The organism is Streptomyces sp. NBC_00414 (assembly GCF_036038375.1).
Classification (GTDB): Bacteria; Actinomycetota; Actinomycetes; order Streptomycetales; family Streptomycetaceae; genus Streptomyces.
Genome location: NZ_CP107935.1, coordinates 9564315 through 9581576, shown reverse-complemented (window position 1 = coordinate 9581576; position 17262 = coordinate 9564315). Strand labels below are relative to the sequence as shown.

Sequence of the window (17262 nt, the reverse complement as noted above, 5' to 3'; positions counted from 1 at the left end):
CCGGAGGCACTGTCACGGCCGCGCCCGGAAGCCGACCGGGTGCGGCCGGCCCCGTCCAGGGGCACCGTCGCCCGCGGGCCGCCTTCACCCTTCGACGAACGTCCGGGGTGCGACCGGCGACACGGACCTCCCGCGCACCCACGCGTACATCACCAGCGAGCACACCGCCGCGAACGCGCACCACGTAGAGACGAACTCCGCCTCCCACAGCGCCCAGCAGGTCGCCGCGCCCACGGTCACCAGGATGCCGAGAATGTGCAGGATCCGGTCGCCGGAGAGCAACAGCGCGCCGATCGTGGCCAGCAGATAGCCCGCCACGAGCACCTCCGGAGCGGGCAACGAGACGGCGTAGCCGACGGTGTGGCCGCGGATCTCTGCCGTCACACCGTGCGAGGCGAGGCGGGCCGAGAGGACGGCCGCGGTGGCGATTCCCGCGACGAGAGGGATCATGAGCCGGCGCCGCGCGTCCGGCGGTGCCACGCACAGCACGCCCACGGGCACCCACACCGCCAGCAGCGGCAGGGCGATCGCCGCCCAGGCCACGGTGGCCGGTCCCGTACCACCGCCGGAGCGCCAGACCAGGGACTCGACGATCTGATGCACGCCCAGGATCAGGGGCAGCGCGACCATCGGCAGGTCGACCGCCCTGCGGGTCCGCGCCACGCAGGCCACCCCGACGGCGGCGATGCCACAGCCCGCCACGAGATCGGCCGTCGCACTGAAGCACATCGCGCCACCAAGGGTTCGTGTCGGACTCGGACCGGGGTCGGGGTCGAGCTCGGGTCGTGGTCGAGGTTGGGTTCAGGGTCGGGTCGGGTCGGGTCGGGTTCCAGGTTGGGTTGGTTTCAAGGGTGGGCTCGGGGTCGGGGCACAGCATCCGGGCTGCCGTGGTCACGTTACGGCCCGAGGGGCCGGAGGCCGTGCCTTGTACCTCCGTTCGGCCCCTTACCCGGCATCCGGCGACATTGCCGGGAGGGTAAGCGCTCTCTATGCTCAGGTGTGATGGATTCGGAAAGCGCCCTCGACGACTCCTACTTCGACCACTGCCCCTGGGACTTCGGCGATCGCGCCTCCGCCGGGCAACGGGACGCCCAGGCCGCACACCAGAAGCGCCTGGCGGACGGCGGGGCGAGCATCGGCCCGCGCTGCTTCGTCTCGCCCGCCGCCGGAGTCTTCACCGACGTGCTGCGTCTCGGCGGGAACTCGTACATCGCCGGGCATGCCTACGTCACCGGCGAGGTGACTACGGGCTCCGACTGCACCGTCAATCCGTACGCCACCGTGCGGGGGCGGATCGCGCTGGGGGACGGGGTGCGGATCGGCGCCCACAGTTCGCTGCTCGGCTTCAACCACGGGTTCGCGCCCGACCGGCCCGTGCACCGGCAGCCGCTCACCAGCGAGGGCATCACCGTCGGCGACGACGTGTGGATCGGCTCGAACGTCGTCGTGCTGGACGGGGTGACCATCGGCGACCACTGCGTGGTGGGCGCGGGAGCGGTCGTGACCAAGGACCTGCCGCCCTGGTCGGTCGCCGCCGGCAACCCGGCCCGCAGACTGCGCGACCGGCGCGACCTCGGTCCCTCCCGGCGCGCGACGGCGGAGAGCGGTGGCGGACTCGGGGACGCGGTCGCCCTGTTCGCCGACCGTGCCCGGTCGCAGGCCGCGGACCTCCTCGCCCGCGCCTGGGACGCCGACGCGGGCCGGTACCGCGACCGGCCCGGCGCTCCGCCGACCGTCCGCGCCCACTGCGACGCCGTGGAGATCGCCGATCTGCTCCTGGGCTCGTCCCCGCCGCAGCTGACCGCCGCCGAGCACGCCGAGCGGCTGCGCGCCCTGCAGGACCCCACCGACGGACTGGTGCCCGAACTCGCCCGCGACGGCGGCCCCGGCGTACTGCCCGCCCGGGCGGCGGACGGCTGGATCGACGACGGCGCAGCCGAGTACCACGTGCTGTCCGTGGGCTACGCGCTGGATCTGCTGGGCTCCCGCTTCGCCCACCCGGTCCGCACCGTGGAACGCATGACGGCGGGCCGACTGGTCGCACGCCTGGAGGCACTGCCCTGGCAGACCCGGGCATGGTCGGCCGGTGCCTGGGTGGACTGCTGGACGACCGGCGCGCACCACAACCTCGGGCTGGGCGCCGGAGCGGGCGAACCGGGCACTCTGGAGGCGCTGTTCGGCTGGCTGAGCACCCGGGTGGATCCATGGACCGGGATGTGGGGCGGGACTCCCTCACCGGCTGAGGGCCGACTGCAGCTCGTCAACGGCTACTACCGGCTCACACGCGGCTCGTTCGCCCAGTTCGGGCTCCCACTGCCGTACGCGGAGCGGGCGGTGGACACCGCGCTCGCCCACGGCGGGGACCCGCGCTGGTTCGCCGCGGGCCGGCAGAACGCGTGCAACGTGCTGGACGTCGCCCACCCGCTGTGGCTCGCCGGGCGGCAGAGCGGCCACCGGACCGCCGAGGCGCGAGCCTGGGCCGGGGAGCAGTTGGCTCACGCGCTGGGAGAGTGGCGGGACGGAACGGGATTCGGCTTCGGCCCGCCGGGTGAGCAAGGTACGGGCCCCGGCCGGGAACCCGGTCTCCAGGGCACCGAGATGTGGCTGGCCATCGTCTGGCTGCTCGCCGATCTCGCGGGGGTCGCGGACCGGCTGGGGTACCGGCCGCGTGGCGTCCACCGCCCCGAGGCCGCCCGCTCACCCGTACCGGGGCTGCCCGCTCGTCCGGCAGCTGCTTTTCAGACCCCTGTCGACAACACGCTGTAGTAGAAGCTGTGGTCCGAGTTGACGGTCCGGCGCGTGCCGGTGCAGTGCCAGCGCCCGGCGCCCCGCTCACCCCAGGTGAACAGGTAGTCGAGCTTGCGGCCGTCGTCGTAGGTCGCCCGGGTGTACGGCGGTCCGGCCTCACGAGGGCCGCTCGCCTCGACGGCGTTGCCGCCGTACATGACGTCCAACTCCCGCGCGTCGGGCAGCGCGTTCAGGTCTCCCGCGAGGACGACGGGGCCGTCGGCGCCGAGCGCGTGCGTGCCGTCCGGCTTCCATTCGTCGTGGATGAACTCGGTCTGTGCCCGCCGCTCACGGTCCTTGGTCTCGCCCACGCTCAGGTGCGTACTGCAGGCCGTGACGGGTGGTTCGGACACCCTCGGATCTGAGACGGGCGGATGGGAGACAGGCGGATCGGAGTCGGGCCGATCGGGGACGGGCCGCCCCGACCGGTCCGGATCTTCCGGAACACGGACGACGGCACAGATGATGCCCCGCTCGCCACCCCTGCCGTCCGGGTTGGGCAGCAGTGCCGCCGGCAGGAGCCTCTCTGCCGAGTGGAAGAGGATGGTGTTCCCGTACGGCTGGCCGTCGGCGCAGTCCGTCCCGGTGTCCACGAAGGCGCTGCGCATGCCCAACTCCCTTGCGAACCGCTCCCCTTGCGTCTTGCAGACCTCCTGGAGGCCGATGAACAGCCACCGGTCGGTGTCGCCGAGGGTGAGCTCCCGGACGGCGTCGGCCTCGTCCCTGATCCAGTCACCGGCGTCTCCCCGGTGGCCGATGTTCCCGTAGATGTTGAACGTCCCGACGTAGACGTCACGGGCGGTGTTCGGTGCGGCGGCCGCCTCGGGCGCGGCACCGCTTCTCGCGGGGAGTGCCACCAGTACGCACATGAGGGCCGTCACGAGCGCCCTGGCCGTGCCGCGTCTTCGCACGCGACTCCCACGCGTCACACGACTCGTGTGACCCGTGCGACGCGTCGTCATGAGTTCGACGATACCGCCGGACGGGCCGAACCAGTCGGGCCCAAGTGCCGGATGTGACAGAGCTCTTCTCCCGTGGCGGTGCGCGTCAGCGGCGCCGGTACACCGTGATCGAGTGGCCGACCTCGTCGACCGGCGTACTGGTGTCGAGCAGTGCGGCCAGGCGTCCGTCGGCCTTCGCCGCCGCGGAGTCGGACACGACCAGCAGCCCGTGCACCTCGCCGAGGGGGGCCTTGAGCGGGTCGGACGCGTCGATGCCGTAGTAGGAGGGCACGCCCGCGCCCTTGTAGACGAGCCAGACCCGCTCGCCGTGATGGTGCCGGTCTAGGTGGTCCGCCAGGCGGCCCAGGTCCTGGCCCCAGTCGACGTTCGAGTCGTGCAGCCGCAGATGGGTCTTCGACGGTCCGCCGAACGCCTCGTTGGAGTACGGCAGGTAGTACGGGTAGGCGCGCAGCGAGCTGACCGCCACGAAGCAGACCAGCGCCACCGTCACCCAGTGGGCCGCGCGGTGCCGGAAGAGCGTCGCTCCGGCGGCGGCGACCGCCAGGAACATCGGCATGAACACGGCGTACCGCACACCGAGATCCCGGGCGCCGTTCATCGAGACGGCCAGGAGTACGGCGGCGGGGACGAGCACGTACGGCGCGGCGGGGCGCAGCCGGCGTACGGCCAGGATCGCGACGGCGCCCGCGGTCCACAGTGCGAGCATGCCGAGCGGGGTCTTCACCAGGAGCGCGGCAGGCAGGTAGTACCAGAGCGAGCCCTCGTAGAGCCGCCCGAACAGGAAGCCCTCCCAGACGTCGTACTCGAAGCCGAACTGGATGCGCATGCCGTCCCGGTAGGCCTCGGGGAACGGCAGCCAGGCCGCGACACGGCCGCGCATCCCGCGGATGTCCGGCACGTTCTCGGGCGTCGCCCAGCGCAGCCGCGGGTCGACGACGAGATAGGTGGCCCAGACGACGGCGACCGCGACCAGTGCCATGCCGACGGCGGCCGCCGCCCCGTACGCGAGGAGCCTGAGCCGGGCGCGGGCGTCGGCTCCCGGGGTCCGTCGGGCGTGCCAGAACGACAGGACGGCCGGCAGCATCAGCACCGGAACCACCGGCAGCACGCTCATCTTGGTGGCCGCCGCCGCGCCCAGGGCCACGCCCGCGAGCGGGAGGCAGAGGTACGGCCGCCGCCGCGCCCGCCACAGGAGCCAGCCGGTGGTGAGCAGGAATCCGGCGGCGGGCACGTCGAGCGTGGCCAGCGAGCCGTTCGCGATGACGTCCGGGGAGAACGCGTACAGGGCCAGGGCCAGGAGGCCGCCGGCCGGTCCAGCGAGGTCGCGGGCGAACGCCAGGACGACCAGGCCGAACAGCAGCGTGAGGACGATCACCGGGAGGCGTGCGTACAGCATCAGACGGCCCGGGTCGTTGCCCGTCTCGTACAGGACGTGCCGTCCGAGCGCCGTCTGGCTTCCGACGAAGTCGGGGTCGTGCCGCGCGTCGGTGAACACCAGGCCGGACGCGATGATCAGCTTTCCCAGGGGCGGGTGTTCGGGGTTGTAACGGAAGCTGCGTTCCTTGAGGTAGACCTCGGCCGTGGCCACGTACACGGGCTCGTCGATGGTGGGGGTCTGTTCGACGGCGGTGGTGACCATCGCCACCGCCATCTCGGCGAGGAGCGCGACGACGGCCAGCGCGTACAGCCACCGCCGGTGCCGTGCGAGCCCGACACACCACCGCAACCCGCCTGTACGGCCCGGCCGTTCGCCCGCGGCTGTCGGTTCGGGTGGACGGGGGGCGGTGTGCTCGTCACCCGCCGGCCGGGCGATGTGCGGGGCGCTCATGCGGCACACCTTCCCATCAACCTCTCTCGTCCGTGACGTTCTTGGACCGGTTGAGCTACAAGTGTTGGGCGCTCCGTAACCGTTGTGACTTCTGCGACCTCTTGGCACGCGAGTGAAAATCCGCGACTCTGAACTGCACATGTCACAAAGGGTGTTGGCCTGCACAGGGCCGATGAGGAGGACGCTTGTGAACGGCAGACCGGTTTCGAAGCATTTCGGATCCCGGCGCTTGGGCCGGAAGTCGCTCGGCGTCCTGGCGGGCGCCGCGGCTCTGGTCCTTGTTTTCCCGGCCACCGCCCTGGCGGCGCCGCCCCCCGCGCTGCCCGCCAACGCGGAGGCGCTGGACTCGACGTTCCAGCCCGCGTACGACTACGACACGGACGGCTGCTACGCCACGGCGGCCATCGGCCCCGACGGGACCGTCAACGGCGGGCTCAACCCGAGCGGCGCCGTGAACGGCCAGTGCCATGACGCGTCCGACCTGGACAGCGTCAACACCTACTCGCGCTCCAAGTGCAACAACGGCTGGTGCGCGATCGTCTACGGCTCCTACTTCGAGAAGGACCAGGCCCTGGCCGGCAGCGGGCTCGGCGGCCACCGGCACGACTGGGAGCACGTCGTGGTCTGGGTGCAGAACAACGAGGCCCAGTACGTCTCGACGTCCAACCACGGCTCGTTCACGGTCCACAACCGTTCGGCGATCCGCTGGGACGGTACGCACGCCAAGGTCGTCTATCACAAGGACGGGATCAGCACGCACTGCTTCCGCGCCGCGACCGCGGGCGACGAGCCGCCGGAGAACCACAAGGGGACCTGGCAGCGACCCCCGCTGGTCGGCTGGAACGGGTATCCCGCCGGGCTGCGCTCCACGCTGACCTCGTACAACTTCGGAAGTGCGACGCTCGGCATCAAGGACAGCACGTTCAACTCGCACCTGTCGTCGGCGAAGCCGTCGGGGATCGCGTTCGACCCCAACGCCTGATCAGCACCTGATCAACGCCTGGCCACCACCTGATCAGCGTCCGATCGACGCATGACCGACGCCTGATCGCGCGTCACTTCCGCCCTTCCGCCCGGCCTCCCGGGGGCGGTGGCGTCCCGGCCCTGCCCGGGGCGTCGCCACCCCCGGAACGGTCGGGAGGGTCCGGACGGTCGGGCAGGACCTTGGCGGCGAAGGCCGCGACGTCCTGGACGAGCCGTTCGGGCTCCTCCCAGTACAGGGCGTGACCGGCGCCCTCGTACACGACGAGCCTCGCGTCGAAGAGCGTGTCGAGGATCTGCTGCTGGTCGGAGCGCGGCAGGACACCGTCGGCGTCGCCCCAGAGCACGAGTGCGGGAACGACGATTCCTCTCAGCGTGGCCGCGAGATCCGTCTCCAGCAGACCGCGCAAAGTCTCCCGCCACACCCGTGCGGGCACTTTCAGGTTCTCCTCGGCGATCGTCGCCAGAAGTCCGCGCCCCGGCGGACGGGCCGTGAGGCCGGCGAGCATCTCGTCGACGAAGGCGCGCGGCACGGGGTCGACGAGAGCCTCGACCTTCTCCGCCAGGGCCTTCGCGCCCGGCTTGTCGGCGAGGGTGGCCGGGACGCCCGCCAGGACGAGACCCGCCACCCGGTCGGGATGACTGCCCGCGACCAGCCGCGCGGCCACACCACCGCTCGACGCACCGACCAGGACCGCGCGGTGGATGCCCACGGCGTCGAGGAACTCCACGAGGTCACCGGCGAAATCCTGCGGGCCGTAGCCCGCCGGGGGCCGTTCGGCGTCGCCGTGGCCGCGCTGGGTGGGGGCGTAGCCGTGCAGCGCGGCGGGGAGTTGCCTGAGCAGCGGCTCGAACGCCCACCAGGAGTCCGCGAGGCCGTGCACGAAGAGGACGGGGACGCCGTCCGGATACCCCGCCTCCGCGTACGGGAGGACGAGCCCGCTCCGCAGCTGGGCGGCCTTCACCGCGATCGTGCTCACGGCGGCCCTCCTGACGTCGGTCGGCCCCCTCGCACGCGGGCCGTCGGGCGGCGCGACGATCTCCTTCATCGTAATGACGGATACCGCGGACCGCCCCTCCGGAGACCGTGCCGCCTTCAAGTCCTTGCGTGCTCCGGGCGAATGTCGGCCGTCTTTGCTTCACATCTTGACGAGCTTGGTTCAGACCTTTAGGTTCACCGATCGCCGAGATTCCACGAATGCGCCCGTTGTTCATGTCTATGAACAACGTCTTCTCACCCCCCCCACCCCCCACGCACAGGAGAATCCGTGTTCAGATCGAGCGGACCGACCAGATCACCTGGCCGCCGGACACCCACGCTGCTCTCCGCCCTCGTCCTGGTGGCGTCGGCGGCTAGCGCCGTGGTGGCCGCCCCACCCGCACGGGCCGAGTCGGCCGCCGCCCTCCCCACCGGCTGGACCACCGTGGTCAACGCGGGCAGCGGCAAGTGTGTCGACGCCCGGGCCGCCGGAACGGCCGACGGCACCGCGGTCCAGCAGTACGCGTGCAACAGCAGCCAGGCCCAGCAGTGGGAGCTGCGCGACACCAGCGACGGGCGGGTGCGGGTCGACAACCGCGCCGACGCCACCAAGTCCTGGGACGTCGCCGACGTCTCGGTCGCGGACGGCGCGCCCGTGCAGCTGTGGACGTACGGCGGCGGGACGAACCAGCAGTGGCAGCCCGTCGCGGACGCGGGCGGGACGACCTATCACTTCGTGAACCGGAACAGCGGCAAGTGCCTGGACGTGCCGAGCGCGTCGACCGCCGACGGCGTCCAGCTCCAGCAGTGGACCTGCAACGGCTCCGCGGCCCAGTCCTTCCGCGTCGCCCCCGTGGACGCCCAACAGCCGCCCGGCACCCCGGACCTGGGCCCGAACGTGACCGTGTTCGACCCGTCCACCCCGGCCGCCACCATCCAGAACAGCCTCGACGCGGCCTTCTCCCAGCAGGAGACCAACCAGTTCGGCACCGCCCGCAAGGCCTTCCTCTTCAAGCCGGGCACCTACGACGCGAACGCCAACGTCGGCTTCTACACCCAGGTCGCGGGTCTCGGCCTCTCCCCCGACGACGTCAACATCCGCGGCGCGGTGCACGCCGAGGCCGACTGGTTCCAGGGCAACGCCACGCAGAACTTCTGGCGTTCGGCGGAGAACCTGTCCGTGACACCGACCTCCGGCACCGACCGCTGGGCCGTCTCCCAGGCCGCCCCGTACCGCCGGATGCATCTGCGCGGCAACCTCCAGCTCGACGACGGCGGCTGGTCCAGCGGCGGCTTCATGGCCGACACGAAGATCGACGGACAGGTCAGGTCGGGCTCGCAGCAGCAGTGGCTGTCGCGGAACACCGAGTGGTCGAGCTGGACGGGCTCGAACTGGAACATGGTCTTCGTCGGCGCGCAGAACGCCCCCGCGAACACCTTCCCCAGTCCCCCGTACACGACGGTCGACCGGACACCCGTCTCGCGTGAGAAGCCCTTCCTGTACGTCGATGCGGCCGGCGCGTACAAGGTGTTCGTCCCCGCCGTGCGCACCGACTCGCGCGGCACCACCTGGGCGGCCGGCACACCGGCGGGCAGCTCGCTGCCCCTGTCGGACTTCTTCGTCGTCAAGCCCGGCGCGACGGCGGCACAGATGAACGACGCTCTCGCGCAGGGCAAGAACCTGCTGGTCACCCCGGGTGTCTACCACCTGAACCAGACCCTGAAGGTGACCCGGCCCGACACCGTCGTGCTCGGCCTCGGCCTGGCGACCCTCATCCCGGACAACGGCGTCACGGCCATGACGGTCGCCGACGTGGACGGCATCAAGCTCGCCGGGATCCTCTTCGACGCCGGGACCACCAACTCGGCGCAGCTCCTGGAGATGGGCCCGAGCGGCTCCTCCGCCGACCACGGCGGCAACCCCAGCTCCCTGCACGACGTGTTCTTCCGGATCGGCGGCGCGGCCGTCGGCAAGGCCACCACCAGCCTCACCGTCAACAGCGACGACGTCATCGGCGACCACCTGTGGATCTGGCGCGCCGACCACGGCAACGGCGTCGGCTGGAACACCAACACCGCGGACACCGGGCTCGTGGTCAACGGCGACGACGTCACCATGTACGGCCTGTTCGTCGAGCACTACCAGAAGCACCAGACCATCTGGAACGGCAACGGCGGGCGCACGTACTTCTACCAGAACGAGATGCCCTACGACCCGCCCAACCAGGCGGCCTGGATGAACGGTTCCACGCAGGGCTACGCCGCCTACAAGGTCGCGAACTCCGTGACCAGCCACCAGGTGTACGGCTTCGGCAGCTACTGCTACTTCAACGTGAACCCGGCCGTCACCGCGGAACACGCCATCGAGGCGCCCAACTCGGCGAACGTGCGCTTCCGCAGCATGGTGACGGTCTCGCTCGGCGGCACCGGCACGATCCGCCATGTGGTCAACGACCGCGGCGGCCCGTCCAACTCCGCGACCAACGTCGCCAACCTCGTCAGCCACCCGTGACGGCGCGCACGTACAGCGAGTCGACGTACAGGAAGGGGCACACCATGAACGGGATCAGAACGTCCGGGCCGGTACGCATCGCCCTGCAGGTGCTCGTGCTGCTGGCGACCCTGCTGGGACTGGCGGCGCCGCCCGCGCACGCGGCCCCGAAGGCGGCACCGTTCAAGGTGCTGGCCCTCTACAGCGGTACGTGGGACGCCGCGCACATCAGTTTCGTCCGCGAGGCCAACCAGTGGTTCCCCGCCCGCGCCGCCGAGAACGGTTTCACCTACACCCCGAGCACCAACTGGAACCTGCTGTCCAACGGAGGCGTGGACGCGTACCAGGTCGTCCTCTTCCTCGACGACCTGCCGCAGAGCGCCGCCCAGCGGTCCGGCTTCGAGCGGTACATGCGCGGGGGCGGCGGATGGCTGGGCTTCCACGTCTCCGCCTTCACCACCGAGGCGCAGCAATGGCCGTGGTACCACCAGCAGTTCCTCGGCAGCGGCAATTTCAAGTCGAACACCTGGGGGCCGACGTCGGCCACTCTGCGGGTGGAGGACCGCACCCACGCCTCCACCAGGAACCTGCCCGCCACCTTCGCGTCGTCGGTCAACGAGTGGTACAGCTGGTCGAACGACCTCCGGCGCAATCCGGACATCAAGATCCTGGCTTCCATCGATCCCGGCAGCTTCCCGGTGGGCACTGATCCGAACCAGACCTGGTACAGCGGTTACTACCCGGTTCTGTGGAGCAACACGAAGTACCGGATGCTCTACGCGAACGTCGGTCACAACGCGATGGACTACGCGTCGAACACCCCGCTGTCGTCCACCTTCGCCAGTGCCTCCCAGAACCGCTTTCTGCTCGACGGGCTGAAGTGGCTCGGTGGCGCTCAGCAACCGAATCAGGTCAGGCCGATCGTCCGTTCGTGACCCAACTCCCGCTGTCGTGGGCTAGATTTCGAACGCCCTCGATTCCGGACTCCATCGGAGGGGCGCTCTGAGCGATTCTGGAGCGGCACATGCACCCCTTGGAAGTATCCAGACAGGCCTCGCCCCTGATGCAGGGAGGGCTCGCCGACAGTCTCTTCGAGACAGCTGAACGCGATCCTTTCCTGCCGCAACTGGCACGCCGCTCCGACACCTCTCCCGCAGCCTGGTCGCAGGTCACCGCGATCGAGCTGCGGGACGAAGTGGTGGACGTGGCCAGGGGCTTCATCGCGGCCGGGATCTTCCCGGGCCACCGCGTGGCCGTCATGGCACGTACGCGCTACGAGTGGACCGTGCTCAGCTACGCGCTGTGGACGGTGGGCGCCGAGATCGTCCCGATCTATCCGACCTCCTCGCACGAGCAGGTCGCGTGGATCCTCCAGGACGCGAGCTGCGTGGCCGTGGTGGTGGAGGACGAGCAGGGCATCATGACGGTCGGCTCGGTGTGCGCCACGCTCCCGGCCCTGCGGCACGTCTGGCAGCTCGACGCCGGGGCCCTGGCGGACCTGGCCGAGGCGGGCCTGTCGGTACCGGTCACCACCGTCGAGTCCATGCGCCGGATCGTGCTGCCGGACTCGACGGCCGTCATCGCCTACACCTCGGGCACGACGGGACACCCCAAGGGCTGCGCGCTGAGCCACAGCAGCCTGGCCAGCCCCTGCGACACCCTGCTGGCCGGATGGGGGCACACCGCCGCGCCTCCCGGGCAGCAGCCGGCCGTCCTGGCCTTCCTGCCCTTCTCCCACGTCTACGGCCTCATGATCCAAGGGCTGTGCATGCGCGGCGGGATCCTCATGGGCCACGAACCCGACCTGCGCGCGGAGACACTGGCCGAGGCCCTGCTGTCCTTCCGGCCCACCTATCTCTACGCCGTCCCGTACGTCTTCGAGAAGCTGTACAAGAACTTCCTCCGCAAGGCCGAGGAGGCGGGCAAGGGCGCACTGTTCGAGCGTGCCGTCCGTACCGCGCAGGACTTCGCCGCGGCCGCCGAGCGGCACCGGCTGGGAGCCGGCCCCGGCCCGGGCCTCGATCTGCGGCTGCAGCACGCCGTCTACGACAAGACGGTGTACCGCAAGCTCCGCGCGGCCCTGGGCGGAAGGGTGTGCGGCGCCGTGTCGGGCGGCTCTCCCCTGAACCGTGAACTCGCCCTCTTCTACTCGGGGATCGGAATCTTCGTCCACGACGGGTACGGGCTCACGGAGACGAGCGGCGGCATCACGGCCCAGCCCGTCGGCCGGGAGAAGTTCGGCACCGTGGGACAGCCGCTGCCCGACACGGAGATCCATGTGGCCGACGACGGGGAGATCCTCGTCCGGGGGCCCTCGGTCTTCCAGGGGTACGTCAACGACGATGAGGGCAACCGGGCCGCGCTGCACAACGGCTGGCTGGCCACCGGTGACATCGGCAGGCTCGACGACGAGGGCTATCTGAGCATCACGGGCCGCAAGAAGGACATCGTCATCACGAGCGGCGGCAAGAGCGTCGCCCCCGCGGCTCTGGAGGAACGACTGCGGGTCCATCCGCTCGTCCACCAGGCGGTCGTCGTGGGTGACAACCGGCCCTGTGTGGGAGCCCTGATCACCCTCGATCCCGAGTACCTCGCCCACTGGCGCTCGGTCCACGCCGTCCCGGGCGACGTCCACGACCGCGAGAGGCGCGAGGAGCACGCCCTGCGGGAGGAGATCAACCGCGCTGTCGGCGCGGCCAACTCCACCGTGTCGCGCTCGGAGTCCATTCGCGTGTACCGGGTGCTGCCGGAGGCGTTCGACCTGGCCAACGGGCTGCTCACCCCGTCGATGAAGCTGCGCAGGGACGCCATCGCGGACCGGTACGCCGCCGAGATCGAGGCGATGTACCAGTCGTCGTCGCGCACGCCCCGGAGCATCGCGCCCGCCCCCGCCGCCGACCCCTACGGCTGGGACGAGTCGGACAACGTCTTCGGGTGAGCGGCCACCGGTGCGCGGGTGGCGTCCGCGTTCGGGCGGTCCGGTCCGCGGGTCGTGATCCCATGGACCGTGCGCGCACGACGGCGTGCACGCACAGCGCCGCGCGGGCACAGGCCGACGCGGTCGAGCCGAGGGCTGGGAGACACGCATGCGACGAGTACACGGTGCCCGCTTGCCGGGACGGGCCGCGACGGCCGCACTGCTGACGGCCACCGCCGCGTGCGGGAGCACGGCAGCGGGCACCGGGGATCCGGGCGGTGACTCCCCCGCCGCCTCCTCGCGCCCTTCGCCGTCCGCGTCGCACGCCCGCTTCGTCGAGGACATCGCATGGGCCGACGGCGGCCGCGTGGGCATGTACTACGCCGCCGGGCGCGGACTCATGGAGCAGCACCGGAAGACCGCGGGCGGACCGTGGAGCAAGCCCCGCCTCGTGTACGCGACCGAGGGCGACGCGTGCCAGAGCATCACGCTCAAGGCCTTCCGCGGTACGGTCACGGCCATCGCGAACTGGGGTGTGTACTGCGCGGACGGCGAACCGCCGACGGAGTCGCTCGCCGCGGTGGGCACCCGGAACCTGTCGACGTGGGACACGAAGGTCACCAAGGACTTCGACGGCTGGGAGAAGGCCGCGACCGTGCCCGGCACCGAGGACCTGCTGTTCACGAACTCGTCCACCGAGTGGCTCACACGACTGCGCTGGAGCCCGACGGACGGTTTCGGCGAGGTGGAGGACATCCGCCGTTAGGTCGTGTCAGGCCTCATGGGTGCGCCGACGCGTCGACGTTCCCGATGAATTCGAGAACGGCCTTCGCCAACTGCTCGGGGCCTCCATCGCGGCATAGTGCCCCACTGCGTCCAGACCCGTGGACCGGCAGGACCGGCGATCGGCCGGTCCCCGCCGCCGCGTAGCGCAGCCGGGTTCCGTCGACCTCTGCGAAGTGGTGGGTGACTCCCGCGAGCGTGCGGCCCGGCCTGACGCCCGCCGCACACCCGAACAGGCCCGCTCACGGCATCGGCCACAACAGACCCGGCCACACACCGGCGGCCCGTCCACAGGCTGCCGACCGAGGCCGCCCGCGGAAATTTGTGTCGTGCACGCTTCTTGACGCCTCTTGATCGAGCGACTTACTTTCACAGCGTCGCAGCGATTAAAACGATTCAATTCCCTGGACCCCTCAGGGGTCTTCTTCGTGCTGCCCTCCAAGAGCGGACTGGAACCATGAACGACCTCACCGCAGTTCACCGGACGGGGCTCCCACGCCGTACCGTCCTCGCCGCGGCGGCGGCCACGGCGGCCACCGCCGGCGCCCTCGGCTGGGCGGCGCCCGGCAGTGCCTCGGCGGCCACCGCCGGTGCCACCGGCTCCTCGTCCCCGCGTTTCGCCGAGCCGGGCCGCGCGGTGCGCCCGAAGTTCCGCTGGTGGTGGCCGGACGGCCTGGTCCAGCCCGACGAGATCAGACGGGAGATCGACCAGATCGCCGACGCGGGCTTCGGCGGCGCCGAGATAGCCGCCGTCCACCACAGCGTCACCGACACCTCGGCGCTGGACACGGCCCGGCACGGCTGGGGAACCGCCGCCTGGGTCACGGGAGTCGAGGCCGCACTGAGCCAGGCCGCGCGACGCGGTCTCACCGTGGACCTCACCGTCGGCCCCAGCTGGCCCGCCGCCGTACCCGGCATCACCCCCGACAGCGACGCCGCCGTCAAGGAACTCGCGCACGGAGCGGCCACCGTGGCCCCCGGCGCCACGTTCTCCGGCCCCGTCCCGCAGCCCGTCCACGAGGCTGCGTCCGGCGTCACCGAGCAGCAGCTGCTCCTGGTGCAGGCGGCCCGGGTGAACACCGCGAACTCCACCCGCAAGGAGACCGGCCTCGACCTGGACTCGGTCCGCGACCTCACCTCCACCGTCGCCGCCGGCGCCCTCGACTGGACCGCGCCGGACGACGGCACCTGGGTCGTGATCGCGTACTGGGTGCGCGGCTCCGGCCAGACCCCGGAGGCCGGACCGCACACCGACCCGCCCGCCTACGTCGTCGACCACTTCAGCGCGGCCGGCACCCGCGCGGTGACCGACTTCTGGGAGAAGCACATCCTCACGAAGTCCGTCCGACGCCTGCTGAAGGTGTCCGGCGGGGCGCTCTTCGAGGACTCCATCGAGCTGGAGACCGACGGGCTCCAGTGGACGCCGGGCCTGCCCGACGCGTTCCGCGAGCACACCGGACGCTCCCTGCTGCCGCTGCTGCCCGCCCTGGTCCTCGACAACAGCAACCAGGTGTACGCCTTCGAGGCGGCCGTCACCCGCCAGATCCGCCACGACTTCTGGGAGACGGTCTCCACCCTCTTCAACAAGCACCACGTCACGGCGCTGCGCACCTGGGCCCACTCGCTCGGCCTCCAACTGCGGTCCCAGCCCTACGGGTTGCAGACCGACGCCATCGCCTCGGCCGCGATCCTCGACATCCCCGAGGGCGAGTCCCTGGGCTTCAAGAACCTCGACGACTACAGGTGCCTGGCCGGCGGCCGTGACATGGCCGGGAACACGGTGCTCTCGTGCGAGGCCGGCGCCTACGCGGGCGGCGCGTACAGCACCACGTGGCAGAAGTTCCTGCGCACCATGGGCGGCGCCTACGCCGCCGGGGTCAACCAGACCGTGATCCACGGCTTCTCCTACGCCGAGTTCCCCGGCGTCAACTGGCCGGGCTACGCGGCCTTCACCCCGTACAAGGGTGTGGCCGGCTACGGCGAGTCCTGGGGTCCCCGGCATCCCACCTGGAAGCACGTCGCGGACGTCTCCGGCTATCTCGGCCGGGTCCACCAGGTGCTGCAGACCGGCAAGGCCAAGGCGGACGTGGCGGTGTTCCGGCAGACCGGCTACACGGCGACCGGCATCGGCGCGTCCTGGTTCACCGCCACGGGCATCACGCTCGGCTGGAGCCACCAGTTCCTCAGCGGCCCGCTCCTCGACCTGCCCTCCGCCGTCGTACGCAAGGGCCGGCTCGCACCCGAAGGCCCCGCCTACAAGGCCCTGTTCGTCGAGGGCGACTTCTTCTACGGGTCCACGGTGACGCTCGCCCTGCGGGACGCGCGCGCCCTGCTGCGGTTCACCCGCGCCGGACTGCCGATCGTCCTGCTCGGCGCCTGGGACACGGTGGTGCCGCCCGGCGTCCCGGACCGCGGCGAGAGCGACGAACTGCTGTCCGTGGTGAAGGAGTTGCTGGCTCAGCCGCTGGTCCGCAAGGTCACCGACAAGACCCTGGTCGGTGACGCGCTCACCGCCCTCGGAGTGCGGCCCGACGTCACGTACGCGAGTGCCTCGACCCTCCTCAACGCCCACCGGGTGGCCGACGGCGTCGACTACTACTACCTCTGCAACGGCAAGCACGCCGAGACGGTCAAGCCGCCGGTCGCCGCCGTCGACCACGAGGTCACCCTCCACCGCACCACGGCCAAGGGCGTGCCGTACCTGCTGGACCCGTGGACCGGGAAGGCCGAGCGCGTCGCCCGCTACACCGAGGACGGCGACTCGGTCACCGTGCGGGTCACCCTGCAGCCCGCCGAGACCCTCATAGTGGCCATCGGCAGGCCGGGGCTCTTCGGTGACCGCAACGGCTCCCGCCCGTACGCCGTCGACAGTGAGGCCGAGGAGGTCCGCTTCACGGACGCCGGTCTCACCGTCCGGGCCACGGCCTCGGGCACGTACCGGACCGCGCTCTCCAAGGGACGCGCCGTCAGCGCCACGCTCAAGGACGTCCCCGAGCCGATGGAACTGACCTCGTGGAGTCTGCGTGTCCAGGACTGGCGGCCGGGTGCCTCGGCCACCAAAACCACCGTCGTCGAGCACGAGTTGACGCTCGACGCGCTGGTGCCCTGGTCACAGATTCCCGAGCTCGCCGACGTGTCGGGCATCGGCCGCTACCGCACCACCGTCACCCTCGGCCGCGCCTGGACCGGCGGGCACGGCGCCCGTCTGGAGCTGGGCTCTGTCACCGACACCTGCCGGGTCACCGTCAACGGTCACCGGCTCGACCCGGTCGACCAGATCCGTCCGGTGGTGGACCTGGGCGACCTGCTCGGACGCGGTGCGAACGTCATCGACGTCGAGGTGGCCACCCCGCTCGCCAACCGGCTGCGGATCAGCGACCCCGCCGTGTACGGCGGCCTGACCCGTGCGGCGTACGGGCTGCTGGGGCCGGTCCGGCTGGTCCCCTACGGGGAGGCCCGGATCGGCTGATCCGATACGGCGAGGACCGGACGGCCTGATCCCGGTCCGCGGCCGGCCGACGCCAGGTGCGGCGT

At 71.2% G+C, this 17262-nt stretch carries 10 protein-coding genes and 1 pseudogene; 7 read left to right on the top strand and 4 right to left on the bottom strand.

Features of this window, described 5'->3' with window-relative positions:
- Positions 1-84: 84 nt before the first annotated feature.
- On the bottom strand, positions 85-729 hold the full coding sequence (locus OHS59_RS41130) for a DUF6629 family protein (protein ID WP_328498427.1): 645 nt from the start codon (positions 727-729) through the stop codon (positions 85-87).
- A gap of 273 nt (positions 730-1002) precedes the next feature.
- Here OHS59_RS41130 and OHS59_RS41125 point away from each other — a divergent pair, with 273 nt between their 5' ends.
- Positions 1003-2766, top strand: coding sequence for an acyltransferase (locus OHS59_RS41125; RefSeq protein WP_328498426.1), 1764 nt, complete (start codon positions 1003-1005; stop codon positions 2764-2766).
- Here OHS59_RS41125 and OHS59_RS41120 read toward each other — a convergent pair.
- Positions 2739-3698, bottom strand: a complete 960-nt coding sequence (locus tag OHS59_RS41120; protein ID WP_328498425.1) for an endonuclease/exonuclease/phosphatase family protein — start codon at positions 3696-3698, stop codon at positions 2739-2741. The two genes, OHS59_RS41125 and OHS59_RS41120, sit on opposite strands and share 28 nt — an antisense overlap.
- A gap of 136 nt (positions 3699-3834) precedes the next feature.
- Positions 3835-5577, bottom strand: a complete 1743-nt coding sequence (locus OHS59_RS41115; RefSeq protein ID WP_443061587.1) for a phospholipid carrier-dependent glycosyltransferase — start codon at positions 5575-5577, stop codon at positions 3835-3837.
- Between the two features lie 229 nt (positions 5578-5806).
- On the opposite strand from OHS59_RS41115, the gene OHS59_RS41110 reads away from it, so the two are divergent.
- Positions 5807-6559: an NPP1 family protein gene (locus OHS59_RS41110; protein WP_443061586.1), complete on the top strand. Its 753-nt coding sequence runs from the start codon at positions 5807-5809 to the stop codon at positions 6557-6559.
- Between the two features lie 73 nt (positions 6560-6632).
- Here the strand turns inward: OHS59_RS41110 and OHS59_RS41105 are convergent, their stop codons facing one another.
- Complete coding sequence (locus OHS59_RS41105; RefSeq protein ID WP_328498423.1) at positions 6633-7538, bottom strand: alpha/beta fold hydrolase; 906 nt, start codon at positions 7536-7538, stop codon at positions 6633-6635.
- Positions 7539-7826: 288 nt separating this feature from the next.
- Between OHS59_RS41105 and OHS59_RS41100 the strand changes: the two genes are divergently transcribed.
- From OHS59_RS41100 to OHS59_RS41080, 5 genes and pseudogenes are all read left to right on the top strand, one after another.
- A complete protein-coding gene (locus OHS59_RS41100) occupies positions 7827-10049 on the top strand; it encodes an RICIN domain-containing protein (RefSeq protein ID WP_443061585.1) in 2223 nt (740 codons plus the stop codon).
- A gap of 44 nt (positions 10050-10093) precedes the next feature.
- Positions 10094-10924 (top strand): annotated as a pseudogene (locus tag OHS59_RS41095) (ThuA domain-containing protein); the annotation flags it as partial.
- A 128-nt stretch (positions 10925-11052) separates the two neighbouring features.
- Positions 11053-12966: an AMP-dependent synthetase/ligase gene (locus tag OHS59_RS41090; RefSeq protein WP_328498422.1), complete on the top strand. Its 1914-nt coding sequence runs from the start codon at positions 11053-11055 to the stop codon at positions 12964-12966.
- Positions 12967-13114: 148 nt separating this feature from the next.
- On the top strand, positions 13115-13711 hold the full coding sequence (locus tag OHS59_RS41085; RefSeq protein ID WP_328498421.1) for a hypothetical protein: 597 nt from the start codon (positions 13115-13117) through the stop codon (positions 13709-13711).
- A gap of 474 nt (positions 13712-14185) precedes the next feature.
- Complete coding sequence (locus tag OHS59_RS41080; protein WP_328498420.1) at positions 14186-17197, top strand: glycosyl hydrolase; 3012 nt, start codon at positions 14186-14188, stop codon at positions 17195-17197.
- Positions 17198-17262 lie beyond the last annotated feature (65 nt).

Bases quoted from the DNA above. Each gene is read 5' to 3' on its own strand.
- OHS59_RS41130 (WP_328498427.1), bottom strand. From the start codon at position 729: ATGTGCTTCAGTGCGACGGCCGATCTCGTGGCGGGCTGTGGCATCGCC.
- OHS59_RS41125 (WP_328498426.1), top strand. From the start codon at position 1,003: ATGGATTCGGAAAGCGCCCTCGACGACTCCTACTTCGACCACTGCCCC.
- OHS59_RS41115 (WP_443061587.1), bottom strand. From the start codon at position 5,577: ATGAGCGCCCCGCACATCGCCCGGCCGGCGGGTGACGAGCACACCGCC.
- OHS59_RS41090 (WP_328498422.1), top strand. From the start codon at position 11,053: ATGCACCCCTTGGAAGTATCCAGACAGGCCTCGCCCCTGATGCAGGGA.
- OHS59_RS41085 (WP_328498421.1), top strand. From the start codon at position 13,115: ATGCGACGAGTACACGGTGCCCGCTTGCCGGGACGGGCCGCGACGGCC.
- OHS59_RS41080 (WP_328498420.1), top strand. From the start codon at position 14,186: ATGAACGACCTCACCGCAGTTCACCGGACGGGGCTCCCACGCCGTACC.